This window comes from Deinococcus sp. JMULE3, assembly GCF_013337115.1.
Lineage (GTDB): Bacteria > Deinococcota > Deinococci > Deinococcales > Deinococcaceae > Deinococcus.
Window position 1 is genome coordinate 2,598,829 of sequence record NZ_SGWE01000004.1, and the last position, 22,650, is coordinate 2,621,478.

Annotated in this window: 21 protein-coding genes; 11 read left to right on the forward strand and 10 right to left on the reverse strand. The window is 70.3% G+C overall.

Annotated features, from left to right (window positions below; genetic code table 11):
• Window positions 1-13 precede the first annotated feature (13 nt).
• The 6 genes from EXW95_RS15430 to EXW95_RS15455 all read left to right on the forward strand — a co-directional run bounded on the left by EXW95_RS15430 (window position 14) and on the right by EXW95_RS15455 (window position 7,746).
• The gene (locus EXW95_RS15430; protein WP_174368184.1) at window positions 14-2,146 is read left to right on the forward strand and encodes an ATP-dependent RecD-like DNA helicase; all 2,133 of its coding nucleotides are present in this window, start codon (window positions 14-16) and stop codon (window positions 2,144-2,146) included.
• 171 nt (window positions 2,147-2,317) lie between these two features.
• Complete coding sequence (locus tag EXW95_RS15435) at window positions 2,318-4,315, forward strand: DUF4900 domain-containing protein (protein WP_174368185.1); 1,998 nt, start codon at window positions 2,318-2,320, stop codon at window positions 4,313-4,315.
• A complete protein-coding gene (locus EXW95_RS15440) occupies window positions 4,312-4,764 on the forward strand; it encodes a Tfp pilus assembly protein FimT/FimU (protein ID WP_174368186.1) in 453 nt (150 codons plus the stop codon). The genes EXW95_RS15435 and EXW95_RS15440 overlap by 4 nt, the downstream gene beginning before the upstream one ends.
• The gene (locus EXW95_RS15445) at window positions 4,754-5,173 is read left to right on the forward strand and encodes a hypothetical protein (protein WP_174368187.1); all 420 of its coding nucleotides are present in this window, start codon (window positions 4,754-4,756) and stop codon (window positions 5,171-5,173) included. Before EXW95_RS15440 ends, EXW95_RS15445 begins: the two co-directional genes overlap by 11 nt.
• Window positions 5,170-5,985, forward strand: coding sequence for a prepilin-type N-terminal cleavage/methylation domain-containing protein (locus tag EXW95_RS15450; RefSeq protein WP_174368188.1), 816 nt, complete (start codon window positions 5,170-5,172; stop codon window positions 5,983-5,985). Before EXW95_RS15445 ends, EXW95_RS15450 begins: the two co-directional genes overlap by 4 nt.
• Before the next feature lie 120 nt (window positions 5,986-6,105).
• Complete coding sequence (locus EXW95_RS15455) at window positions 6,106-7,746, forward strand: CTP synthase (RefSeq protein WP_174368189.1); 1,641 nt, start codon at window positions 6,106-6,108, stop codon at window positions 7,744-7,746.
• A gap of 148 nt (window positions 7,747-7,894) precedes the next feature.
• Here EXW95_RS15455 and coaE read toward each other — a convergent pair whose 3' ends face one another.
• On the reverse strand, window positions 7,895-8,494 hold the full coding sequence (gene coaE, locus EXW95_RS15460) for a dephospho-CoA kinase (protein ID WP_371810103.1): 600 nt from the start codon (window positions 8,492-8,494) through the stop codon (window positions 7,895-7,897).
• 248 nt (window positions 8,495-8,742) lie between these two features.
• On the opposite strand from coaE, the gene EXW95_RS15465 reads away from it, so the two are divergent.
• The 4 genes from EXW95_RS15465 to EXW95_RS15480 all read left to right on the forward strand — a co-directional run bounded on the left by EXW95_RS15465 (window position 8,743) and on the right by EXW95_RS15480 (window position 12,772).
• Window positions 8,743-9,894 (forward strand): tetratricopeptide repeat protein, encoded by a 1,152-nt coding sequence (locus EXW95_RS15465; RefSeq protein ID WP_371810104.1) that lies wholly within the window; start codon window positions 8,743-8,745, stop codon window positions 9,892-9,894.
• Between the two features lie 374 nt (window positions 9,895-10,268).
• Window positions 10,269-10,835 carry a CAP domain-containing protein gene (locus EXW95_RS15470; RefSeq protein ID WP_174368190.1) on the forward strand — a complete coding sequence of 189 codons (567 nt, stop codon included), beginning with the start codon at window positions 10,269-10,271 and terminating at the stop codon, window positions 10,833-10,835.
• 366 nt (window positions 10,836-11,201) lie between these two features.
• Window positions 11,202-12,119 (forward strand): FadR/GntR family transcriptional regulator, encoded by a 918-nt coding sequence (locus tag EXW95_RS20360; RefSeq protein WP_371810185.1) that lies wholly within the window; start codon window positions 11,202-11,204, stop codon window positions 12,117-12,119.
• A gap of 422 nt (window positions 12,120-12,541) precedes the next feature.
• Window positions 12,542-12,772 carry a hypothetical protein gene (locus EXW95_RS15480; protein ID WP_174368191.1) on the forward strand — a complete coding sequence of 77 codons (231 nt, stop codon included), beginning with the start codon at window positions 12,542-12,544 and terminating at the stop codon, window positions 12,770-12,772.
• 10 nt (window positions 12,773-12,782) lie between these two features.
• Here EXW95_RS15480 and EXW95_RS15485 read toward each other — a convergent pair whose 3' ends face one another.
• The 5 genes from EXW95_RS15485 to EXW95_RS15505 form a co-directional block, all read right to left on the reverse strand.
• Window positions 12,783-14,489: a DNA polymerase/3'-5' exonuclease PolX gene (locus tag EXW95_RS15485; RefSeq protein WP_174368192.1), complete on the reverse strand. Its 1,707-nt coding sequence runs from the start codon at window positions 14,487-14,489 to the stop codon at window positions 12,783-12,785.
• A gap of 148 nt (window positions 14,490-14,637) precedes the next feature.
• The gene (locus tag EXW95_RS15490) at window positions 14,638-15,423 is read right to left on the reverse strand and encodes a histidinol-phosphatase HisJ family protein (protein WP_174368193.1); all 786 of its coding nucleotides are present in this window, start codon (window positions 15,421-15,423) and stop codon (window positions 14,638-14,640) included.
• Between the two features lie 25 nt (window positions 15,424-15,448).
• A complete protein-coding gene (locus EXW95_RS15495) occupies window positions 15,449-16,012 on the reverse strand; it encodes a hypothetical protein (RefSeq protein ID WP_174368194.1) in 564 nt (187 codons plus the stop codon).
• A gap of 100 nt (window positions 16,013-16,112) precedes the next feature.
• Entirely contained in the window at window positions 16,113-16,427 is a 315-nt protein-coding gene (locus EXW95_RS15500) for a hypothetical protein (RefSeq protein ID WP_371810105.1), read from the reverse strand.
• A 43-nt stretch (window positions 16,428-16,470) separates the two neighbouring features.
• Complete coding sequence (locus EXW95_RS15505; protein ID WP_174368195.1) at window positions 16,471-18,366, reverse strand: 1,4-alpha-glucan branching enzyme; 1,896 nt, start codon at window positions 18,364-18,366, stop codon at window positions 16,471-16,473.
• A gap of 110 nt (window positions 18,367-18,476) precedes the next feature.
• On the opposite strand from EXW95_RS15505, the gene EXW95_RS15510 reads away from it, so the two are divergent.
• Window positions 18,477-19,043: a hypothetical protein gene (locus tag EXW95_RS15510; protein ID WP_174368196.1), complete on the forward strand. Its 567-nt coding sequence runs from the start codon at window positions 18,477-18,479 to the stop codon at window positions 19,041-19,043.
• A 52-nt stretch (window positions 19,044-19,095) separates the two neighbouring features.
• Here EXW95_RS15510 and EXW95_RS15515 read toward each other — a convergent pair whose 3' ends face one another.
• The 4 genes from EXW95_RS15515 to EXW95_RS15530 form a co-directional block, all read right to left on the reverse strand.
• A complete protein-coding gene (locus tag EXW95_RS15515) occupies window positions 19,096-20,136 on the reverse strand; it encodes a branched-chain amino acid aminotransferase (protein WP_174368197.1) in 1,041 nt (346 codons plus the stop codon).
• 66 nt (window positions 20,137-20,202) lie between these two features.
• Complete coding sequence (locus tag EXW95_RS15520) at window positions 20,203-20,811, reverse strand: VOC family protein (protein ID WP_174368198.1); 609 nt, start codon at window positions 20,809-20,811, stop codon at window positions 20,203-20,205.
• 20 nt (window positions 20,812-20,831) lie between these two features.
• The gene (locus tag EXW95_RS15525) at window positions 20,832-21,308 is read right to left on the reverse strand and encodes a hypothetical protein (protein ID WP_174368199.1); all 477 of its coding nucleotides are present in this window, start codon (window positions 21,306-21,308) and stop codon (window positions 20,832-20,834) included.
• A 54-nt stretch (window positions 21,309-21,362) separates the two neighbouring features.
• A complete protein-coding gene (locus tag EXW95_RS15530) occupies window positions 21,363-22,628 on the reverse strand; it encodes an NAD(P)/FAD-dependent oxidoreductase (RefSeq protein WP_174368200.1) in 1,266 nt (421 codons plus the stop codon).
• Between the last annotated feature and the right edge of the window lie 22 nt (window positions 22,629-22,650).

Consider the following 22,650-nt stretch of genomic DNA (forward strand, 5'->3'; position numbering starts at 1 on the left):
ATGCTGAGTGGCGATGTCAGCTGCCCCAACCGAGGCGTTCCGCGTGACCGGCGGCGTGAATAAAGTGCGGTTCCGTGCCGATTCGGGCTTCACGGTCATGACTGCCCGCATCCGCAACCCCGAGGGCGAGGACCCCGACGCCACCGTGATCGGCGTCATGCCGCCCCTGGAGGCCGGGGACACCTTCAGCGCCGACGTGCTCATGGAGGAACACCGCGAGTACGGGTACCAGTACCGCGTGCTGAACCTCGTGCTGGAGGCCCAGCCTGCCGACCTGTCCGAGGCAGGCATCGCCGCGTACCTGGAAGCGCGGGTGGGAGGCGTGGGCAAGGTCCTGGCCGGGCGGATCGCGGGGACCTTCGGCGCGGCGACCTTCGACATCCTGGAGAGCGACCCGGACCGCCTGCTGCAGGTGCCGGGCGTGACGGCCAGCACGCTGCACAAGATGACGTCCAGCTGGTCGCAGCAGGGCCTCGAACGCCGCCTGCTCGCGGGGTTGCAGGGCCTGGGCCTGAGCATCACGCAGGCGCAGCGGGCCGTGAAGCACTTCGGCGAGGCCGCGCTGGAACGCCTGACCGCCGACCTGTTCACCCTGACCGAGGTCGAGGGGATCGGCTTCCTGACTGCCGACAAGCTGTGGCAGGCGCAGGGCGGCGCGCTGGACGACCCGCGCCGCCTGACCGCCGCCGCCGTGTACGCGTTGCAGCAGGCGGCGCAGCAGGGCGGGCACTCGTACCTGCCGCGCGCCCGCGCGGAGAAGGGCGTCGTGCACTACACCCGCGTGACGCCCGCCCAGGCCCGGCTGGCGGTCGAGACGGCCGTGGAACTGGGCCGCCTGAGCGACGACACGCCTCCACTGCTGGACACGCAGGACGCACTGCACGACCCCAGCCGCATCTACCTGCCGCCCACCCTGCGCGCCGAGAAGAAACTCGCCAGCCTGATCCGCACGCTGATCGCCACGCCCCCCGCCGGGGACGAGTGGACCGTGCCCAAAGGCGCGGCGAAGGGCCTGTCCGCCGAGCAGGCGGGCGTGCTGGACCTGCTTGGGGAGCACCGGCTGGTCGTCCTGACCGGCGGCCCCGGCACCGGCAAGAGCACCACCACCCGCGCCGTCGCGGACCTCGCCGAGCGGCTGGGCCTGGAGGTCGGCCTGTGCGCCCCCACCGGCAAGGCCGCCCGCCGTCTGGGCGAGGTGACGGGCCGCACGGCGAGCACCATTCACCGCCTGCTGGGGTACGGCCCGGCGGGCTTCCGGCACAACCACCTCGAACCCGCCCCGTACGACCTGCTGATCGTGGACGAGGTCAGCATGTGCGGCGACGGCCTGATGCTGTCGCTGCTCGCGGCGGTCGCGCCCGGCGCGCGGGTGCTGCTGGTCGGCGACACAGACCAGTTGCCCCCGGTGGACGCCGGGCTGCCCCTGCACGCCCTGACCCAGACCGCGCCCACCGTGCGCCTGACGCAGGTGTACCGGCAGGCGGCCGAGAACCCCATCATCCGCGCGGCGCACGGCCTGCTGAACGGGCAGGCGCCGCAGTGGGGCGACCCCCGCCTGAACCTCACGGAAACCGAGCCCGACGTCGGCGCGCGGCGCGTGGCGCTGCTCGTGCGGGACATGGGCGGCCCCACGCAGGTGCAGGTCCTGACGCCCATGCGCAAGGGCCCGCTGGGCGTCGAGATGCTCAACCACCACCTCCAGAGCCTCTTCAACCCCGGTGAGGGCGGCGTCCGCATCGGGGACTCGCACGCGCGGCCCGGCGACATCGTCGTGCAGACCAAGAATGACTACACCAACGAGGTGTTCAACGGCACGGTCGGCACCGTCCTGAAGGCCGACGGATCGCGCCTGACCGTGGATTTCGACGGGAACATCGTCGAACTGGCCGGGGCGGAACTGTTCAACCTGCAACTCGGGTACGCGCTGACCGTGCACCGCGCGCAGGGCAGCGAGTGGGGCACCGTGCTGGGCGTCCTGCATGAGGCGCACATGCCGATGCTGAGCCGCAACCTCGTGTACACCGCCCTGACCCGCGCCCGCGACCGCTTCTACGCCGTGGGGTCCGCGACCGCGTGGCAGCGCGCCGCGTCCCGCCAGCGTGAGGAACGCTGCACCGCGCTGCTGGAACGCATCCGGGGCCGCTGAATCGTTCTGCTGCCTCCCTCTCACGGAGGAGCAGCCTGACAGCGCGGCGTGACTGGACAGCGGGTCACCAAGTATGACAGTTCGCGGCGCCGCCGCCAAGCCCTACCCACCCCTCCGGGCGCACCGGCCTAGGGGTGAGATTTTTGGCATTCATCCCTTCATACTGACTTCATGCGGTCCACCGAACGAACGCAGGGCGCCACCCTGATCGTCTCCCTGTTGCTGGTCATGCTGCTCCTCGCGGTGATCATGAGCGTCACCGCGCAGGTCACCCTCTCGACCCGCCGCTCCAGCAGCGACCAGGAAAGCGTCCTGCGCGCCCAGCTGGCCGCCGAATCCGGCACCTCGCTGGTCCAGGCGCGCCTGCGCGTCATGAGCACCCTGCTGCGCAGCGCGCAGTTCACCCCAGACGACACGCCGCTGGTCATGGGCGACCTGGCCGCCCTGTGCGGACTGGGCAGCCTGCCCGCCGTCGCCATCGGCGCGGACGTCTGCGACCTGAGCGGCCTCAGCAGCGGCCTGAACGAGACCGGGGACGCCCGCGTCCGCCTGCTCGTGCGCGCCGTGAACGCCACGGCCTTCGCCGCCGCCGGACTCGACGGCAGCACCGACGCCAAACGAGCCGCCTACTGGCGCGAGATGTTCAGCGGCGCCACCGGCACCACCCTGAACGGCGCGCCCAGCGGCGCCGGGTACGCCGCCACGTACGGCCTGCGCCCCACCCGCCTGACCCGCAGCGGCCCCAGCGAGTACCGCCTGTTCTTCAGCATGCCCGACGCGCAGATCACCGGCACGGCCGGAACCACCACCCGGCAGGTCCGCCTGCGCGCCGAACAGTCCAGCCTGAACCTCGTGATCCAGCGGGCCTCCCTGGCGCCCAACGCCCTGTTCACCAACCACCACTTCGCCTCGGCGGCGGCGGAAGCGGCCGGCAACCGCATCACCTTCACCAGCCGCACCATGTTCAGCGGGCCGGTCCACACCAACGGCCAGTTCCGCTTCATCGGGAAACCCTGGTTCGGCGGGGCCGTCACCAGCGCCGGCTGCCCCGCCGGGCAGATCGTCAACCCCGGCACCGGCGACCAGTGCGCCGTCGCCCCCCAGCCCGGCGCGTACTTCGACTCGACCTTCACGGCCAGCGCCGCCATGACCCCCAGCCCCGACGCGCCCACCCTCTGCTACGCCGGGAACCCCGACTGCGCCGGGAACCCCGACGTGGCCCCCAGCTTCCCGCAGGGCGTCACCTGGAACGCGCCCTTCGTGCAACTGCCCGTCAACGGCAACGATCAGGCCACCGCCGCGCTGACCGGCGGCGTGCTGATTCCCGGCAACGTCACGAACCTGCAACTGTTCCGCGCGACCGTCGGCGGGCAGGACAGCCAGCGCATCACGTACACCACCGACACCGGCGTGACCGTGAACCTCGCCGTGGGCGCCAACCGGAAACTGCGCATTCAGGACGGCAGCGGCAACTGGGTGCCCGCCGCCCGCGCCGCCGACGGCAGCATCGCCCCTGGCAGTCCCGCCTCGGACTTCAACGGCGTGGTGTACGTCAATGGCGCCGTGGCGAGCCTGAACGCCGGACCCGACCCGACCGTCCCCGCCGTCGCGCCCTTCAGCGGCCTGACCCTGGCCGCCACCGGCAACATCAACATCACCAGCGACCTGACGTACGCCGATCCCCCCTGCAGCGGGCAGCACACCCGCAACGCCGACGGCAGCGTCACCCCGGCCACCTGCGCGAACCTGACCGCCACGAACATCCTGGGTATCTACTCCAGCGCCGGCAACGTGAACCTGATCAGCCCGCAGGTCGACCCGACCTCCCGGCTGGGCAACGACCCGAAGATCCACGCGGTCATGATGGCCGGCGCGGGCGCCGTGCAGGTCAACGGCTACGGCACCGGTGCCCCCATGGGCAACGTGAACCTGATCGGCGGGATCATCGAGAACTACTACGGCGCGTTCGGCACCACCAGCGGCAACGTGCAGCAGACCGGGTACGGCCGGAACTTCGTGTTCGACCCGCGCACCCTCGCCGGTGTGGAACCCCCGTACTTCCCGACCTCGCGCACCTGGACCATGGCCCTGGTCACGACGCCCACCGGCACCACCCAGCCCCTGAACCCCGTCGACCTGCGCGGCGACACCGTCTCGGAGGCCCCATGACCCGCAGCCCGAGCCCCCGCACCCAGGGCTTCACGCTGCTGGAACTGCTGCTGGTCATCGCGATCCTGGGCATCATCGCGGGCATCTTCGGCTGGTCGCTGCTGGGCAGCCTGCGCGCCACGCAACTGCGCGACGCCGCCGCGCAGCTCGGCGCGGACCTGCGCGCCGCCCGCAGCGCCACCCTGAAAAGCGGCCAGAGCACCACCGTCACCACCACCCCCAGCAGCGGCAGTTACACCGTCACGCGCGGCGCGGACACCCGCACCCTGACCCTGCCGGGCAGCGTGCAGGTCAGCGCCCAGACCGCCCCCAGCGTGCAGTACCGCGCGCCCGGCGGCACCACCGACGGCGCGGGCGTCATCTGGACGCTGCGCCACCCCGGCAACGGGAAACTCATGCAGGTCCGGATCATCGGCCTGACCGGGAAGGTCATCCTGAATGCGAACTGAACCCCCCACCGCCGGACTGACCATCGTGGAGGTCCTCGTCGGCGTGCTGCTGCTGAGCGTCATCGCCGTCGCCGTCCTGAGCCCCCTGACCAGCTTCTTCGGCCTGACCCGCAAGAGCAGCCAGCAGGTCAGCGCCACCCAGCAGGCCCAGCAGGTCGTCGAGGCCATCCGCGGCGACTGGCTGAGCCGCCCCAACTACGACCAGCGCTGCGCGGCCGACCCCCTGCCCGCCGGGACGACCGTCACCCTGCACACCCTCGACCTGAGCGGCGCCGAGACCGCGACCGTACCGCTGAACGCAGCCTGCACCGGCAACCCGCCCGACCCCAGCCCCGCGCGGCGCATCAGCGTGCAGGTCAGCGTGAACGGCACCACCAGCACCCTGAACGCGGACGTGGCCCGCCCATGAGGCCCCCACCGTCCACCCCCACGCAGGGATTCACGCTGATCGAACTGCTGATCGGTATCAGCCTGGCCCTGCTGGTCCTGTTCGCCGCGAGCAGCCTGCTGATCAGCAGCAGCCGCAGCGCCAGCGACCTGCAGGTCCGCAACGATCTGCTGCTCGAACAGCAGGTGGCGGCGAACTACCTGATCGCTGGCGCCCGCGAGGCCGCGTACGTGTACCCGAACGGCACCCCCATCAACCTGCCCGCGAACTACTCCACCACCCGCCCCGGCGGTGGCAGCTGGACCGTCGGGGGCAGCGTGCCCATCCTGGCGTTCATCCAGGCGCCCGAGCGGCCCGTCGCCGGGTGCGCCCTGACCACCGCCGACACCCGCCGCGCCTGCTACGTGTTCCGCGCGTACTACCCGGTCCTGCGCGGCGACTGGACCGCTGGCGCACCCGACGAGGCCAACCCCGGCCCCGACACCAGCAACGACACCCGATGGGTCCTTGCCGAGTTCGCGCAGCCGCTGAACGCCGTCACGCCGCCCACCATCACGGGCGCGCTGAACCTCGCCGCCGCCGGACTGGACGGCACAGCCAGCCTGCTGCTCGACTACGTGCAGCCCGCCGTGCCGGGCCTGCCGGACCTGCTGAGCGCCGTCACGCCCGCGCCCCAGACTCCCGGTGGAGTGCGGGTCACCTTGAACCTCAGCCTGAACCGCGCCGTGCGGGGCCGCGACACCACCCTGCCCGCCCGGCCCGACGCGAACCCCGTCAACTGGGTGCAGCGCGTGACCGTCGCGCCACGCAACGTCGGCACCCTGAGTCCCTGACCCGCGCGGGGCGGAACGTGCTAGCATGAAATCCCGGAGGCCGAGCGCCCCGGTTTTTCTTTTTGGCCCCGCCATCAGTGGGGTGGCCCCCCGGCGGGGGTCAGGCGCTCGCGGTCAGACATGAAATACATCTTCGTCACAGGCGGCGTCGTCAGCAGCCTCGGTAAAGGCGTGGCCAGCGCGTCCCTCGGGGCGCTGCTGCGCGCGCGCGGGTACAAGGTCACGGCCGTCAAGATCGACCCGTACATCAACATCGACGCGGGCACCATGCGCCCCTACGAGCACGGCGAGTGCTTCGTCACCGCGTCCGGCGCCGAGACCGACCTCGACATCGGCAACTACGAGCGATTCCTGGACCTGGACATCCCGGCGGGCAGCAACATCACGACCGGGCAGGTCTACCAGGAGGTCATCCGCAAGGAACGCGCCGGGGACTACCTCTCGCAGACCGTGCAGGTCATCCCGCACGTCACCGACGAGATCAAACGCCGCGTCCGCGCCGCCGGGGAACGCGCCGGAGCCGAGATCGTCCTGATCGAGGTGGGCGGCACCGTCGGTGACATCGAAAGCCTGCCGTTCCTCGAAGCGATCCGGCAGTTCAAGTTCGACGAGGGCGACGAGAACGTCCTGTACCTGCACCTGACGCTCGTGCCGTACCTGGGCACCAGCAACGAGTTCAAGACCAAACCCACCCAGCACTCGGTCGCGGAACTGCGCAGCGTGGGCATCAGCCCCGACATCGTCATGGTGCGCAGCAAGGAAAAACTCCCGCCCGAGATCACCCGCAAGATCGCCGCGTTCACCAGCGTGCGCGAGAACCGCGTCTTCTCCAGCTTCGACGTCTCCCACGTGTACGAGGTGCCCCTCGCACTGGAGGAACAGGGCCTCGGCAAGACCGTCGAGGACATCCTGGGCCTCGAGCGCATCCACCCGAACCTCGGCGTGTGGCAGAACGCCGTCAAGACCATCAAACAGCCCGCCCGTGAAGTCACGATCGCCATCGCCGGGAAGTACACCGCGATGCCCGACGCGTACCTGAGCCTCATGGAGTCCCTCACGCACGCCGGCATCGCCAACGACGCCAAGGTGAACATCCAGTGGGTGAACGCCGAGGACCTCGCCGACCCCAGCGTCACCGACGCGGACGTCAGGGCCCGCCTGGAAGGTGCCGACGGCATCCTCGTGCCCGGAGGCTTCGGCATCCGCGGCATCGAAGGCAAGATCCGCGCCGCGCAGTACGCCCGCGAGAGCGGCACCCCCTACCTGGGCATCTGCCTGGGCATGCAGATCGCCGTGATCGAATACGCCCGCCACAAGGCCGGACTGGACGGCGCCAACAGCGCCGAGTTCGACGAGTACGCCCCCCACAAGGTCATCGACCTGATGCCCGAACAGCTCGAAGTCGCCGGGATGGGCGGCACCATGCGCCTCGGCGACTGGCCCATGGACCTCCAGGCGGGTACGAAGATCGCCGAACTGTACGGCGTTCCGCAGGGCGGCACCGTCCGCGAACGCCACCGCCACCGCTTCGAGGTGAACCCCGCCTACACCCAGCAGCTCAAGGACGCCGGACTCGTCATCAGCGGCGTCACCCCCGGCGTCGAGGGACGCGGCGCGGGCCTCGTGGAAACCATCGAGATTCCCGGCCACCCGTACTTCGTGGCCCTGCAGGCCCACCCGGAATTCAAGAGCCGCCCCATGCGCCCCAGCCCCCCCTTCGCCGGACTGATCAAAGCCGCGCTGGACGCCCAGCAGAACTGACCCGGCAGGGCAGAGGGGGCGGACTCGCAGGGCGGGACCGCCCCCTTCTGATGGGGGGTGGGGTGTGGGCAGTGGGAAGGGGGTTGTGGGGAGTGGGTCGGCTGGACGTGGGCGGGTTCGCCGCGCACACGCTGTTGACCATCAGCCATCAGCCGCCCAGTCCCAGCTGGCGCAGTGCCCTGTCCACCTGCATTTCGAGGTGGGGGAGGTCGCGGTCGTTGTCGATGACGACGGTGGCGCGGGCGCGTTTCTGGTCGGCGGGCATCTGGCGGGCGTCGCGGGCCAGGACCTCGGCCTCGGTCAGGCCGCTGCGCGCCATGACCCGCTGCACGCGCAGGGAGAGGGGGGCGTCCACGACGATCACGGCGTCCATCTGGGCGTCCAGCCCACCCTCGAACAGCAGTGGGACGTCCTGCACGACTGCCTGCTCGCCGCGCGCGGCGGCCCGCGCCTCCAGCGCGGCCATGCGCGCCCGCACGCGGGGGTGCGTGACGCCGTTCAGGTCCGCCAGCGCCGCTGGATCACCGAACACCCGCCCCGCCAGCGCCGCGCGGTCCAGCGTGCCGTCCACGACCACGCCGGGGAACCGGGCGGCCAGCAGGCCCAGCACCTCGGGGTCCTGCGTCACCAGCCGCGCCTGCTCGTCGGCGTCCAGCACGGTCAGGCCGCGCGCGCGCAGCAGGGCCGCGACGGTACTCTTGCCCGCCCCGATGGACCCGGTCAGCCCGATACGTCTGGGGATGTTCACGCCGCGCACTGTAGCAGTGGCGGGCACCCGGCAACGGCGGGGGAGGGCCGGCCTACGCGTCAGATGCCCGTCAAGTCGCGCGGTGAAGATGCCGTCATGCACCGCGCCGACGGTCATTTTCTTCCCTCTCACGGGCACTTCACCCCGCCCGGAGCGGTTCTCACGTATCATGCCCGCATGCCCAATCCTGGCAGTGAGCGGACCGCGTGGCCCCAGACGGCCCCGCTGATCGCCACGGAGGTTACCGAGTGAATCGACGCATCATGACCGGCGGACTGCTGAGCCTCATGCTGCTGCTGGCGCCCGCCAGCGCGCAGACGGCCCCCGCCACGCCCGCCACCCCCAGCGCCGCCCCGGCGCGCCCCATTCCCGCCGCGAACTACGTCGCGGTCGGCGGGTACTACTACGAGCAGGGCAAGTACGACCAGGCGTACGTCGCGTACCGCGCCGCCGCCGAACTCGAACCCGGCAACCCGGCCGCGCTGCTCGGCCTGGGCCGCGCGCAGGTGAAACTGCGCCTGTACAGCGCCGGGATCACCACGCTGCAGCAACTCGTGAAGCTCGACCCGCGCAGTTTCGACGCGCAGATCTCGCTGTCGCAGGCGTACGTGCAGCAGTACATCGGCGCCGGTGACCGCACGCTGGTGGGCGCGAACCTGACGGCCGCCCTGACGGTCCTGCAGGACGCCGAGGGCCTCGCGCAGGCCGCCACGCAGAACGCGGACGTGCTGCTCAGCCGCGTGTGGAACGAACGCGGCTACGTGTACAAACTGCAGGGCGACGCCCCCCGGGCCATCGACGCGTTCAAGCGCGCCATCGCCCTGAACGGCGACAACGCCATCCTGATGTACAACCTGGGCGACATGTACTACGCCACCGGGAACATCCCCCTGGCGCTGGACAACCTGCAGCAGGCCGTGATCCTCGACCCGCGCGATCCGTTCAACCGCGCGTACTACGCCAAACTGCTCGCCCTGAGCGGGAACGTCACCGCCGCCAAACCCGAGGCCGCGCAGGCCGCGCGTCTCGCGCCCCGCAACGCGTACGCCGTCGGGCAGTACGGCGTCGTCAGTTACCTCGCCAAGGACCCGGTCACGGCCCGCGCGCAGCTGAACCAGGCCGTGACGCTCGACCCGCTGCGCTACCCGGAGTTCTACTTCTACCTGGGTCGCCTCGCGCTGGACGCCGGGGACCTGAAGGTCGCCCGTGAGCAGTTCACGCGCGCCTCGGCGCTGGGCAGCCAGAACGCCGAGTACGCGTACTACCTGGGTCTCAGCTACGAGCGGGGCGCGGGCACTGCCGCGCCGGACCGCCTGAAAGCCCGTGAGAACTACGAGCGTGCCCTGAAGCTCAGCCCGAACTACAAAGACGCGCAGGACGCCCTGAACCGCGTACGCTAAGCCGCGTTCCCTGATGCCCTCCAGGCCCACCTGGAGGGCGTTTTCGTGTGGTGCCCCGGCGGCCTTCATCTGGCCCGCACGCCGGACGTGGAACTGTCACAGCAACCTCACAAACGTAAAAAATCCACATTGCCCCGCGCGTGACGCCGCAGGCCAGGGTGGGCGGCCACCGCGAATCTCGGGAAAAGTGCTGCCAGGACAGCAAAAATTCCTGGCATCTCGTCGGATGAGTGCTTCCGGTGGACCCCCCATGCGGGGGTCACGTCACGCTCATCTTCATTTTCGGCGCCGTGAGCGGCCCGAGATGCCCCCCTGAGTACCTTGAGGCCACTTCAGACCGGACCCCACATTCCCACCGGTCAAAGGACCCTCACATGCGCACGTTCATCCTGACCACCCTGCTGCCCCTGACCGCCCTCCTCGCCTCCTGCGGCGGCCCCAGCACCCCCAGCGCCGCTGTCGGCAGCGCTGGCAGCACCGGCGGGCAGAGCAGCGGCCCCCGCGACGCCGGCAGCCAGACCATGAGCAGCGAGGAAGCGCAGATCCTCAGCGCCCTGAACGCCGCGCGCGGCGTGGCCCGCACCTGCGGCACACAGCGCTTCGAGGCCGCCGCGCCCGTCACCTGGAACGGCTACCTGGCCGCCGCCGCCCGCGCCCACGCCGCCGACATGGGCACCCGCAAGTTCTTCGATCACGTCAACCCCGACGGGAAGACCCCCGCGCAGCGCATGCAGGCCGCCGGGTACACCGGCTGGACCGAGGTCGCCGAGAACATCGCCGCCGGGTACACCGTCGCCAACGTCATGCAGGGCTGGATCGACAGCCCCAGCCACTGCAAGACCCTGATGGACCCCACCCTGAAAGAAGTCGGGATCGGGTACGTGTACCAGCCCGGCACGCCCTACGGCACGTACTGGGTGCAGGACTTCGGCACGCGCTGAACGGCGCGCAGGGAACGCCGGCGACTGAAGGCCCGTTCCCACTGGAAGAAAACTCGGGCGGGACGACTCTGTGAGGGGAGTCGTCCCGCCCTCGACTGTGTGGCGCTTCATAAGGACTTCGGTTGAAAGGTTTGCAAAAACTTTCAACCCGAGCGGAGCGAGCAGGAGGGAAACGGGTTCCGGGCGTGGAGTTGGCAACCCGGTGCTGTCCCGGGTTGTCAACGAAACAGACGGAATCCGTATCAGCCGCCCAGGTAGGCCTGCAGCACCCGCTCATCGTTCACGAGTTCGGCGCTGTTCCCACTGACCGGCCCCGACCCCGGCTTCGCCGCCGACCCCCTGGAAAAACGCTCCCTCGGCGAACACATCGCCGCGCACCTCCAGGAACTCCTCCTCGACGGCCGCCTGAAACCCGGCGATACACTGCCCAGCCAGCGCGACCTCGCCCAGCGCTACGGCACCAGCGTCGCCGCCGTGCGCGAGGCGATTTCCATCCTCTCCGCCAGCGGCGTCGTCGACGCCCGACCCGGCCGCGGCACCATCATCCTCCCCGTCACGCAGCAGGCCCCCAGCATCAACCTCTGGCTCGGCGCCGTCCACGACGAACACGAGGCCCGCGCGTTCCTCGACACCCGCCAGGCGCTCGAACACTACACCATCGCCCAGGCCGCCCGGCACGCCACCCCCGAACAGCACACCGACCTGCTGGAGCACCTGCACCGCATGCGCGACGCGCAGGGCGCACCCGAAGCGTTCATCCAGGCCGACCTCGCCCTGCACATGGCCATCGCCCACGCCGCCGGGAACCCCGTCGTCCTGCGCCTCCTGCGCGCCATCCACATGCCGCTGGCCAACCTGCTGCGCGCCATCAGCACCGACCTGATGCACGCCGGACGCTTCCCGCACCTGTACACCACCCACGAACAGATCATCCACGGCATCATCCGCCGCGACCCCGAGGCCGCCACCGCCGCGTTCGACCACATGCTCGACCAGACCACCGAAGGCGGCACCCTCGAACGCGCCCTCGGCCACCCAGAACAATCTGAAATGCCCCTCGGCCCGGACTTCCTCGAAGACCTCCACTGGAACCTCACCCGCCTCATCGGCCCCATGGCCGACGTCCTCATCCCCGAAGCCGCCAGCGAACTCGGCCTCGACCCCGACGCCCTGACCCGCACCCACCTCACCCGCTACCTCGCCAACCTCGCCCGGCAACTCCCCGACGGCAAACAGGCCGAATGGACCGCCCTGAGCGGATTACTGGAGAAACGCTATGGATGAAGGCCCACGCCCTCCCATACGTCATCTGACGCAGGTCAGCGAGGAGAGATCTCCCTACACTGAGCCCATGATCTGGCGCGACGACACGCAGTAGGCCCCACCGGAGGGGGCCTGCCATGGCCAACAAAATCTGGAAGCGGGAGCGACACACTCGCCGCATTGCCGCTCGTCGCCTCAACCTTCAGCTGTACGGATTTAAGTTCAGAAACTGGTCCTCGCCAGAGGTGGATCAGGCGTGGCCGCGCGCCTGCTGGACATGGATCGGCCAGTTCGATCAGCATTGGGAAGCGCAGGTGTGCGCCTCACGCCACCCGGGCTCCCGCCTGATCACTGTCCGCCGAACTCGCAAGGGGCGAACCCGGATCATCTACCACCGGGTCGGGTATGTCCAGCGGCGGGGCGCTTCGTTTCGCACCGCCGTGATGACCTGGGAACTGGAGGACATCCAGCGTCAGCACCAGAACCGACTCGCGCGGCGCGTCCTTCAGGACGGGGGGCTCAGGGGCGGTGTGTCCGCCGCCACACGCAAGGACCGCCGACGCTGGCGGCGAGCCGGGCGTCAGGCGTGCCGACTGGCCCTGCTGGGCGAGATCGACCGCGCCGATGACCTCGACCCCCAGCCGCGCCGACTGGGGGTGGGCTGGCTCCTGTAAGCGCCCTAGGTTATGACCGCCCCGCCCGTTGCGCCCGCACGAACGCCAGGAACGCGTCGCGGTCCAGGGTGTTCACCACGTGCTGCGGGGTCAGGCCCGCCTTGCGGGCGACCATCACGCCGTAGCGGGCGTCTTTCAGTCCGCCCGGCACGTGCGCGTCGGTGTTGATGGCGAATTTCACGCGGTCCCGCCACGTCAGTGCCACGCGCCAGTCGAGGTCCAGGCGGTACGCGTTCGCGTTGATCTCGACGACCGTGTTGCGCTCGGCGCAGGCGGCCATCACGGCGTCCAGGTCCAGCGCGTAGCTGGGGCGGCGCAGCAGCAGGCGGCCCGTGGGGTGCCCCAGGATCGTCACGAGGGGATGCCGGGCGGCCTGCACGAGCCGCTCGGTCTGCCGCTCGGCGGGCAGCGTGAAGAGGCTGTGGACGCTGGCGACCACGTAATCCAGTTCCGCGAGCACCTCGTCCGGGTAGTCGAGGCTGCCGTCCTCAAGGATGTCCACCTCGGCGCCCGCCACGAGCGGCACGCCCGCCGATTGCAACTCGCGGATTTCCTTCAGTTGCGCCTGGAGGCGTTCGATGCTCAGGCCGTTCGCGTAGTGCGCGGCGCGCGAGTGATCCCCGGTGCCCAGGAAATCGTGCCCCAGCCGCACGGCCGCGGCCGCCATGTCCGCCACGGACGCCGCGCCGTCCGACCACGTCGAGTGCGTGTGCAGCATCCCACGCAGGTCCGCGACCGTCACGAGCTGATCCGGGTGGGGGAGGGCCTCCCACACGCCATCATGCTCCGGCTCGCGGTACTCGGCGGGGCGCAGGGGCAGGTCCAGGGCGCGCATCACGTCCGCCTCGGTGGGTGTGTCCAGCACCGCGCCCGCCCGGATCAGGCCGTGCCCGCTCAGGTCGAAGCCCCGCGCCGCCGCCTCGGCACGGAGGGCCTCGCGGTACGCCGTGCCGCCGCCCATCATCAGGTCCAGCGCGCCCCGCACGCCCTCACGCGGCGCGAACGCCACCTCGACCGGCACGCCATCCACGCGCCCGGCCAGCAGCGGTTTCTTCCCGACGCGTTCCAGGCCCTCCACCACGCCTGCCAGCCGCGTCGTCACGACCTCGGGGTCGGCGGTGACGGTCACGCGCGCCACCCGCACCGTGTCCAGTCCTCGGCGCACATCCCCCGCCACGCGCGCCTCCAGCCCATCCAGCACGTGGCACAATCCCTCGGCCACCACCGCCCCCGTGCTCAGGTGCTGCCGCTCCTGCGCGCTCAGCGCGAACTCCACCGCCGCCAGGAACGACGCCGCACTCTTCGCCCCGAACCCCTTCAGCGCCGCTACCCGCCCGTCCCGGCACGCCTCCCGCAGACCCTCCAGCGAATCGATCCCCGCGTCCCAGAGCGCCCGGATCTTCTTCGGCCCCAGCCCCCGCACCCGGAACAGACTCAGCACCCCCGCCGGAATCAGACTCGCGGCGTCCTCCAGCGGCCCGAACACCCCCGACTCCACGAACCCCACCAGATCCAGCGCAATCGCCTTCCCCACCTTCGGCACGCCCGCAAAGCCCCGCGCCACCAGGGCGTCCACCTCGTCCTGCACGCCCTCCAGGCTGCGCGCCGCACTCCGGAACGCCTGCGCCCGGAACGGATCATCCCCCACCCCCAGCAGATCCAGCAGATCCGCCGTCGTCTTCAGCACCCCCGCCAGGGACTTTTTCGTGACATCCATACGCCCAGAGTAGCGGGCGCGGGGTGCTGGCTCTGAGCCATGGGGAACACCCTCAGTGCGGTTCTGCTCAGAGCCCACAGCCCCCGCGTGGACCCCTCAGTCCGCTGCGCGGCCAGCTCCCCCCAGGGGGAGCCAGAGAGATAACGCTTTATCCGTGCCGGACGCGTCCCTGGTACGTGACGATCCGTCCGCCGACGTCGTGAATCTGCTTGATGGCGTCCGTGAAGCGGTGCCCGACTTCCTCCGGTTTGTGCGCGTCGCTGCCGAGGACGAAGGGGATGCCGCGTTCGGCGGCGGCGCGGGTCAGGTCCGGGGCGGGGTACGCTTCCGCGATGGGTTTGCGCCACCCGGCGGTGTTGAAGTCCAAACTCAGGCCGCGTTCGGCGATGACGTCCAGCGCGTGCAGCGCGGCGTACCCGTCGGGGTCGCGGTGCCCGAACTTCTTGGGCAGGTCCAGGTGCCCGACACTGTCGAACAGCCCGGATTTCGCGGCACCCTCGGCCAGCGCGTAGTAGTCGCGGTACAGGCCCGCGAGGTCGCGGCTGTCGTACTCCGCGACGAACTCCGGGTTGTCGAAGCCCCACGCGCCGATGTAATGCACGCTGCCGATCACGTAATCCCACGGGTGCGCGCCCAGCACCTCCTCCACGTACTTCTCGGTGCCGGGGTGGTAGTCGGCCTCCAGGCCCAGCCGGACCTCCAGCCGCCCCGCGAACTCGACCTGCACCTCCTGCACGTCCTGCACGTACTGCGCCAACTGATCGCGGCGCATCCGCCACGGCGCGTCGTACCACGCGGGCATCGGCATGTGATCCGTGAAACAGATGCCCGCCACCCCGGCGTCCAGCGCCGCCTGCGCGTACTCGCGCGGGGTGCCGGTGGCGTGCCCGCAGAGGGGCGTGTGCATGTGCGAATCGAACAGCGGAGCAGTCATGCCCACAGGGTACGGCAGGGGATGGTCAGCGGGCGTTGCGGGCCACGAAGCGGTACAGGAACTCCGTCGGCAGCAGCAGGAAGACCCCGGTGATCATCTGCGCGAGCTGGAACTCAAGGACATCATGAATGAGGAACGAGGAAGCGATCAGGAACAGCAGGGCAAGCTGCGTGAGACGCAGTGGCATCGTCCAGCGGCGGAGCGTTTCCCTGCTGCCCAACTGACCGAGGGTCCGTGCGAGGGGCCGGAACTCCCAGCAGGCCCACGCAAAGGTGGCACCGAGCAGTGTCACCGTGGCTGCCTCCACGAGACTCCCCCGCATCCCGAGAACCGCGCCCACGCAGGCGGCGATCACTCCCTCCAGCGTTCCCACCAACGCCCATACCGCGAGGGCCGGAGCGTGCGGGCCGGGGTCACCGTTCTGGACATCCCGGCTCCAGGCCGTCAGTCGGTGGGTGAGGATGATCAGCGGCACGCTGAACGATTTCGTTCCGCTTGCGAGCGACAGGAGCGTCAGGAGCGCCACGTACGTCCACAGTGCGGGAACCAGGAAAGGTGGACGGGTGGCGGCAGGCGCGGACGGGAGCACGGAGGCAGGATACGTGAGGGCGGCATCTCATGGTGACGCTGAGCCGCCACGTGGGGTGACGTCCTGCGGCCCAGTGGTGCCGGGCCTGCCCCCTGACCGGTCAGGTTGGCTGGCGGCTGGCGACGTTGAAGATCAGGGCGATGATCAGCAGGTCCAGCGCCCAGCTGACGGGGCGGCGCAGCCGGGGGTCGCGGCGGGCGCGCAGGAGTTGCACGCCCAGGCGTGCCAGCAGCAGCCCGCCGATCAGGTACGGGCTGGGGGCCGCGCCGCCCGTCAGGAGCGGCCACAGCAGCAGTCCGGCCAGCGCGGCAAGCAGCAGGAAGCTCAGGGCGGTCAGGGCGTCAGGGCGTGGGCGGTCCGGGCTGGTCTGGTCCGCGGTGGTCTGGTCCGGAGTGGGGTCGGGCGGGACGGTCACGCGGTGCATTCAAGCACGTCCCGCCCCGCCCGACCGTGTCGCGTCAGCGGTCTTCGCTGACGATGGTCTCTGTGGTGGGGGAGAGGACCAGCACGCTGTTCGGCGGGAGGTTCAGGCGCAGGTGGTGCGTCTGCCCGTGCCAGCCTTCGTCCTTCGCGTTCAGGTCGGGTTGCTGGGTGCCGAAGCCCCCGTACTCGCCGTCGTCGGTGGAGAGCAGCAGGCGGTACGCGCCGCCCTGCGGCACCCCGATGGGGTACAGGTCGCGGTACACCGGGGTGAGGTTCGCCACGACGACACTCCACGCGCCGCCCACCGGGTCGCGGCGGATGAAGGCGTACACGCTGTTCTCGACGTCGTCCGCGCTGAGCCACAGCATGCCTTCTTCCTTCGTGTCGGCCACGTGCCAGTCGGGGCGGGTGCGGTACAGGCCGTTCAGGCGCCGCACGAGGTTCAGCACGCCCCGGTGGTCCGGGTGGTCTGCCAGGTGCCACGGGAGGCTGACGTCGTGGTTCCATTCGGTGGGCTGCGCGAACTCCTGCCCCATGAACAGCAGTTTCTTGCCGGGCGTGGCCCACATCAGGGTCAGGAACGCGCGGTACCCGGCGCGCTGCGCGTACCAGTCGCCGGGCATCTTCATGACCATGCTCTTCTTCAGGTGCACGACCTCGTCGTGACTGATCGCCAGGACGTAGTTCTCGCTCGTGCGGTACACGTTGAAGAACGTCAGCGCGTGGTGGTGATGCTTGCGCCACAGCGGGTCCTGCTCGAAGTACCCGAGGTTGTCGTTCATCCAGCCCATCGCCCACTTGTAGTCGAAGCCCAGCCCGAAGGGGCTCGGGGTGGTCACGCCGGGGAACGAGGTGCTCTCCTCCGCGACGATCATGCAGCCTGGGGCCATGTGGTGCACGACCTCGTTCAGGCGCTTGAGGAACGCGATGGCCTCCAGGTTCTCGCGCCCGCCGTGCACGTTCGGGATCCACTCGGTGCGGGAGAAGTCGAGGTACAGCATGCTGGCGACGGCGTCCACGCGCAGGCCGTCCACGTGGAAGTCCTGCAGCCACTTCAGGGCCGAGCCGATCAGGAACATCACGACCTCGTTACGGCCGTAATCGAAGATGTACGTGTTCCAGTCCTGATGGAAGCCCTTGCGGGGGTCGGCGTACTCGAACAGCGGCGTACCGTCGAACTTCGCGAGGCCCGCACTGTCCGTCGGGAAGTGCCCCGGCACCCAGTCGAGAATCACGCCGATGCCCAGGCCGTGCAGATGGTTCACGAGGTACTTGAAGTCCTCGGGGCTGCCCATGCGGCTGGTCGGGGCGTAGTACCCGGTCACCTGATAGCCCCACGACCCGTCGAAGGGGTGCTCCATGACGCCCAGCAGTTCCACGTGCGTGTAGCCCATGAACTGCACGTACTCACCCAGCCGGTGCGCGAGGTCGCGGTAGTTCAGGAACCACCCGTCGTCCCGCCGCGCCCAGGACGGCAGATGCACCTCGTAGATGCTGACGGGCTGCTCGAAGCCCGCGTTGCGGTGCGCCATCCAGCCGTCGTCCGACCACGTGAACGGCTGGTCCCAGACGATGCTGGCGGTCGCGGGGCGCACCTCGAAGAACGACCCGTAGGGGTCCATCTTGTCCTCGGTGCGGCCGTCCGGGCCGGTCACGCGGAACTTGTACCGCTGCCCGTTGCGGGCCGCCGGGACGAACACGCCCCAGAACCCGAAGTCGAGGCGCTGCATGGCGTTGTCGAAGCCGTTGTACCCGTTGAAGTCCCCCACGACGCTGACGTGATGCGCGTTCGGGGCCCACACGCCGAAACGCACGCCCTCCACACCATCCTGCGTCACGACGTGCGCGCCAAGCAGATGGTCCGGCCGCACCAGGTCCGCCGTGACCAGCTTCTGAAGGTGCCCGTGATCCAGCGGAAGCGCTTCACTCATGAGGCGCAGTCTAGCCGCGCCCCCCACACCACACGGAGGGCCGGTCTGGAACATGAAGGAAACGCTCAGGGCAGAAACGCTCAGGGAAGCCCGTGCCGGTCAGGTGCGCCGTGATCGGCCGTCCGCGCCGCCTATGCTGCCCCCGTGACTGCTGCCGCACCCCCCGCGCAGACCTGGAGGTGCTGGGCGGCGCCCGCCCCGGCCCCCGACAGGCCCAGGTCGCCCTGGCCCTCCTGCGGGCCGCCTCGGCGTCCGGCACGCTCCTGAGCGCCTACGCGGACGACGCCCTGCTGCCCGGCGAGGCCCTGCGCAGGCTCGGTTGGCGGCGGGTCGGGCAGTTCACCGACTGGCGTGGACCCCTCCCCACCCCGGTCGCGCACGGGTCGGACGACACCGTGAGCCACGTCGCGCTGGACGCCTCGGGGCAGGGCGTCGGCATCTGCCGCGCGTGGTTGGACGGCGACACGCTGACCATCGGCAGCCCCGGTGTCCACCCGGCGTGGCGCCACACCACCCTGCGTCACGCCCTGCTGCGCGCCACATGCGACGCCGCCCGCGAACGCGGCGCCCGGGGGCTGATCATGCAGGCCTGGGGCGACACCCCCGCCGAAACCCAGGCTGACGCGGAACTGGGCCTGACCGCCGCGACCGTCACTCCCATCCACCTCTCCCGGTAAGCAGAGAGGCGGCCCGCGCATCGCGAACCGCCCCGCCCGAAGTCCACTCCGGTCAGACCTTGACGATCCAGCCCTCGGGCGCCTCGCGGTCGCCGTATTGGATGCCGACCAGTTCGTCGTACAGGCGGCGGGTGACCGGGCCGACCTCGGTCTCGCTGTGGAACACGTGGAAGGTGTCGCCGTGCTGGATGCCGCCGATGGGCGTGATGACGGCGGCCGTGCCGCACGCGCCCGCCTCGGCGTACTCGTCCAGGCGGTCGATGAACACGTCCCCCTCGACGACGTTCAGGCCCAGGCGGTGCTCGGCCAGATGCAGCAGGCTGTACTTCGTGATGCTGGGCAGGATGCTGGGCGATCTGGGCGTGATGAACGTCTGCCCGTCTTTGGTGATGGCGAAGAAGTTCGCCGCGCCAACCTCCTCGATCTTCGTGTGGGTCGCCGGGTCGAGGTAGATCGCGTCCGCGAACTTGCGGTCCTTGGCCTGCGCGCCGGGCATCAGGCTCGCGGCGTAGTTCCCACCGACCTTCGCCGCACCCGTGCCGTGCGGCGCGGCGCGGTCGTACTCGCTGGTCATGAAATTGTGCGGCGTCAGCCCACCCTTGAAGTACGCGCCCACGGGAATGCAGAACACGCCGAAGATGAATTCCGGGGCGCTGCGCACGCCGATGTTGTCCCCGACGCCGATCACGTAGGGGCGCAGGTACAGCGCGCCGCCGCTGCCGTAGGGGGGCATCCAGCGCTCGTTCGCCTGCACGACCTGACGGCACGCGTCGATGAACTGCTCGGTGCTGACCTCCGGCATCAGGAGGCGGCGGCAGCTGGCCTGCATGCGCGCCGCGTTCTGATCCGGGCGGAAGAGGTTGATGCTGCCGTCCGCCGCGCGGTACGCCTTCAGCCCCTCGAAGCACTGCTGACCGTAGTGCAGCGCCGTGCTGCCCTCGCTGATGTGCAGCACGTTGTCCAGCGTCAGCGTCCCGGCGTCCCACGCGCCGTCACGCCAGTGCGACAGGTAACGCTCGTCGGTGCGGACGTAACTGAATCCCAGCGTGTTCCAGTCGAGATCCACGGGCGGGCGGGCAGTCTGGGTGCTCATGACGCCCATTGTGGCGCACCCCGCCCATGGGGGGTCAAGACTCCCGGACGCGACCCCACGGCACCCCTACAGCTCCACCGGACCGTGCGGCGTGTCCAGGGTGGCGTGCAGTTCGACCTGCGGGGCCTCCACGACCTCCACCTCACCCTGGAAACGCAGGGCGTCCAGCGCCGCGCGCAGCCCGTCCGGTTCGGGCGAGCCCAGCCGCAGGCCCGCCAGGCGCACCCCCGAATCCGGCAGGCGCGTGGGCGGCGGCGGCGTCAACCAGTGAATCAGGGACGGCACCACCCCACCACCCGGCAGCGCGCCATCCGCCGGGACGGTCAGCACCCAGCGGTTCTCCCCGCGCGACAGCGGCAGCGCGTCCGGCCCGGTCGGAAGCTGCGGCACCTGCGCCACCCAGTGCACCAGCGCCGGACCGTGCGACAGCCGCTCCTGCATGCCCGGCGTGTCCAGCGCGAACCAGCGCGCCCGCGCGGGCGGCGGCGCGTCCGGATTCACGGCGATCACCTCCAGGTACGCGTCCGGCCCCAGCGACAGCAGCAGGTTATGCGTGCCGAACAGCTCGTGCTCGCCGCCGGGCTGGAGCGGCACGCGCAGGCGACCCTCCAGCCAGTCCCGCCCCTCCGGCAGCGAACGGGCCGCCACCACCAGATGATCCAGACGCGCCGACATACCCGCCAGCCTACCCGACGTCAGCGGCGACTCATGACACCGGAGGACTCCGTTTCACTTCCCTTCGGCTTCCACACAACCTTGTAATGGGCACTCGATGCTGACGCACTCCTCGACACGTAATGAAACACGTTCAGCGTGCCCAGGTCACCCGCCGCGCCCGTCACGTTCAGGTCGCCCCACATGGCGTAATTGGGAAGCGGCGGCGTGTACTGCACGAACATGTCCGCATTCCCCTTCACCGTTCCTTTCAGCGTGACCGCCTGACCGTCCAGCGTCCCACTACCGGACACGGTCACCTGCTGCGCGTCCACGTAAGTCGCTTGGAAGTTGAAATCCAGCGGCACCTCCGCTGCCTCCGACGACACCCGGACACTGCCCACCCAGTGACCCGAGAGCATCTGCGGGTCCTTGCTGACACTGATCGTCGGCGGCGTCTCCCCACACGCCGCCAGAAGCAAGCCCAGACCCGCCACCACCGTCATCACGCGTTTCATGAACTCTCAGCGTAGCGGGCCAGAGCCAGCCCGGCGTGCAGATGTGACCGGACCCTACCCTCCGCGTGGGCGGCTCATGCCGACCGGGTCGTTCAGGACGATCGCCGCCGCCTTCTCGCCGCTCTCCATCGCGCCCTGGATGCCGCTCATGGCGGTCGCCTCGCTGGCAATGATCACGCCCGGCAGGGGCGTCGCGTGACCGGGCAGCACGGCGGCGTACTCGGGCGGCTGCGGGTACTGCGCGTGCCGGATACGTTCCACGAGCAGCGTCCGCAACGCCTGCACCTGCGCCGGGGGGTACCAGCGGCCCAGTTCGCCGCGCACGCGGGCGTCCAGCGCGTCGTCGTCCATGTCCGGTTCGCCCAGGACCGTCACGGTCAGCAGGTGCCCGCCCGCCGGGGCGCGGCCCGGCACGGCGTTGCTGAGCCAGTGGGCATTGTTGATGAAGCCCTCCTCGGCGTTCAGCAGCAGGCGCGCCTCCCGGTCGATCTGCCCGGCACTGGCGTAGTGCAGGTACGTGCTGCTCACGCTGCCGCGCGCTGCGTCCGCGCCGGTCAGGCGGGCGGCGGTGCCCGGATCGGTCGCCACGATCACCTGCCGCGCCTCCAGGTCCCCCGCCGCCGAGTGCACCGTCACGTGCCCCGCGTGGGTGCTCAGGCGCTGCACCGGGACGTTCACGCTCACCTCCAGCCCCTCCGCCAGCTGCGCCGTCAACGCCCCCATGCCCCCACGGGGCAGCGCCGCGCCGCCGTCCATCAGCATCCGGAAGTAATACCGGAACAGCCGCGCACTCGTCCCCAGGCGGCGGTCCAGGAAGATCCCCCCGAAGAACGGCCGGAAGAACGCATCCAGCGCGCCCTCACTGAACCCCTGCCGCCGCAGGTAGGTTTCCGTGGACTCGTCCGGCCCGCGCAGCAACTCGAACGGCGCAGGCGCACGCAACCGCAGCGCCAGCGCCGCCACCCGCGCCTTATCCGCCACGCCCAGCGACCGCGCCGCCAGCGTCCCCGGCAACGCCGCCAGATCCCCGAACGGACTCCCCAGCACCTCCCGCCGCTCCCCCCGCACCACCACCGCACCCGGCGGGATCGCCACCAGATCCAGCGCCCCCAGGTTCACGTGCCGCCGCACCGCCGGATAAGCCGGGAACAACACCTGATACCCCGCGTCCAGCACGAACCCACCCACAGACCGCGACCGCACACGCCCCCCCACCTCCGGCGCGGCCTCCAGCACCCGCACCCGCTCCCCCGCCCGCGACAGCACCCGGGCCGCCGTCAGGCCCGCCAACCCCGCACCCACTACCACCACGTCATACATGCGCGCAGGCTAACAAGCCCCC

Coding starts and splice junctions, on each gene's coding strand:
- EXW95_RS15470 (WP_174368190.1), top strand. CDS start 10,269: ATGCGCACGTTCATCCTGACCACCCTGCTGCCCCTGACCGCCCTCCTC.
- EXW95_RS15520 (WP_174368198.1), bottom strand. CDS start 20,811: ATGTCGGCGCGTCTGGATCATCTGGTGGTGGCGGCCCGTTCGCTGCCG.
- EXW95_RS15455 (WP_174368189.1), top strand. CDS start 6,106: ATGAAATACATCTTCGTCACAGGCGGCGTCGTCAGCAGCCTCGGTAAA.
- EXW95_RS15450 (WP_174368188.1), top strand. CDS start 5,170: ATGAGGCCCCCACCGTCCACCCCCACGCAGGGATTCACGCTGATCGAA.
- EXW95_RS15430 (WP_174368184.1), top strand. CDS start 14: ATGTCAGCTGCCCCAACCGAGGCGTTCCGCGTGACCGGCGGCGTGAAT.
- EXW95_RS15445 (WP_174368187.1), top strand. CDS start 4,754: ATGCGAACTGAACCCCCCACCGCCGGACTGACCATCGTGGAGGTCCTC.
- EXW95_RS15485 (WP_174368192.1), bottom strand. CDS start 14,489: ATGGATGTCACGAAAAAGTCCCTGGCGGGGGTGCTGAAGACGACGGCG.
- EXW95_RS15490 (WP_174368193.1), bottom strand. CDS start 15,423: ATGACTGCTCCGCTGTTCGATTCGCACATGCACACGCCCCTCTGCGGG.
- EXW95_RS15530 (WP_174368200.1), bottom strand. CDS start 22,628: ATGTATGACGTGGTGGTAGTGGGTGCGGGGTTGGCGGGCCTGACGGCG.
- EXW95_RS15480 (WP_174368191.1), top strand. CDS start 12,542: ATGACCTGGGAACTGGAGGACATCCAGCGTCAGCACCAGAACCGACTC.
- EXW95_RS15435 (WP_174368185.1), top strand. CDS start 2,318: ATGCGGTCCACCGAACGAACGCAGGGCGCCACCCTGATCGTCTCCCTG.
- EXW95_RS15525 (WP_174368199.1), bottom strand. CDS start 21,308: ATGAAACGCGTGATGACGGTGGTGGCGGGTCTGGGCTTGCTTCTGGCG.
- EXW95_RS15505 (WP_174368195.1), bottom strand. CDS start 18,366: ATGAGTGAAGCGCTTCCGCTGGATCACGGGCACCTTCAGAAGCTGGTC.
- EXW95_RS15515 (WP_174368197.1), bottom strand. CDS start 20,136: ATGAGCACCCAGACTGCCCGCCCGCCCGTGGATCTCGACTGGAACACG.
- EXW95_RS15440 (WP_174368186.1), top strand. CDS start 4,312: ATGACCCGCAGCCCGAGCCCCCGCACCCAGGGCTTCACGCTGCTGGAA.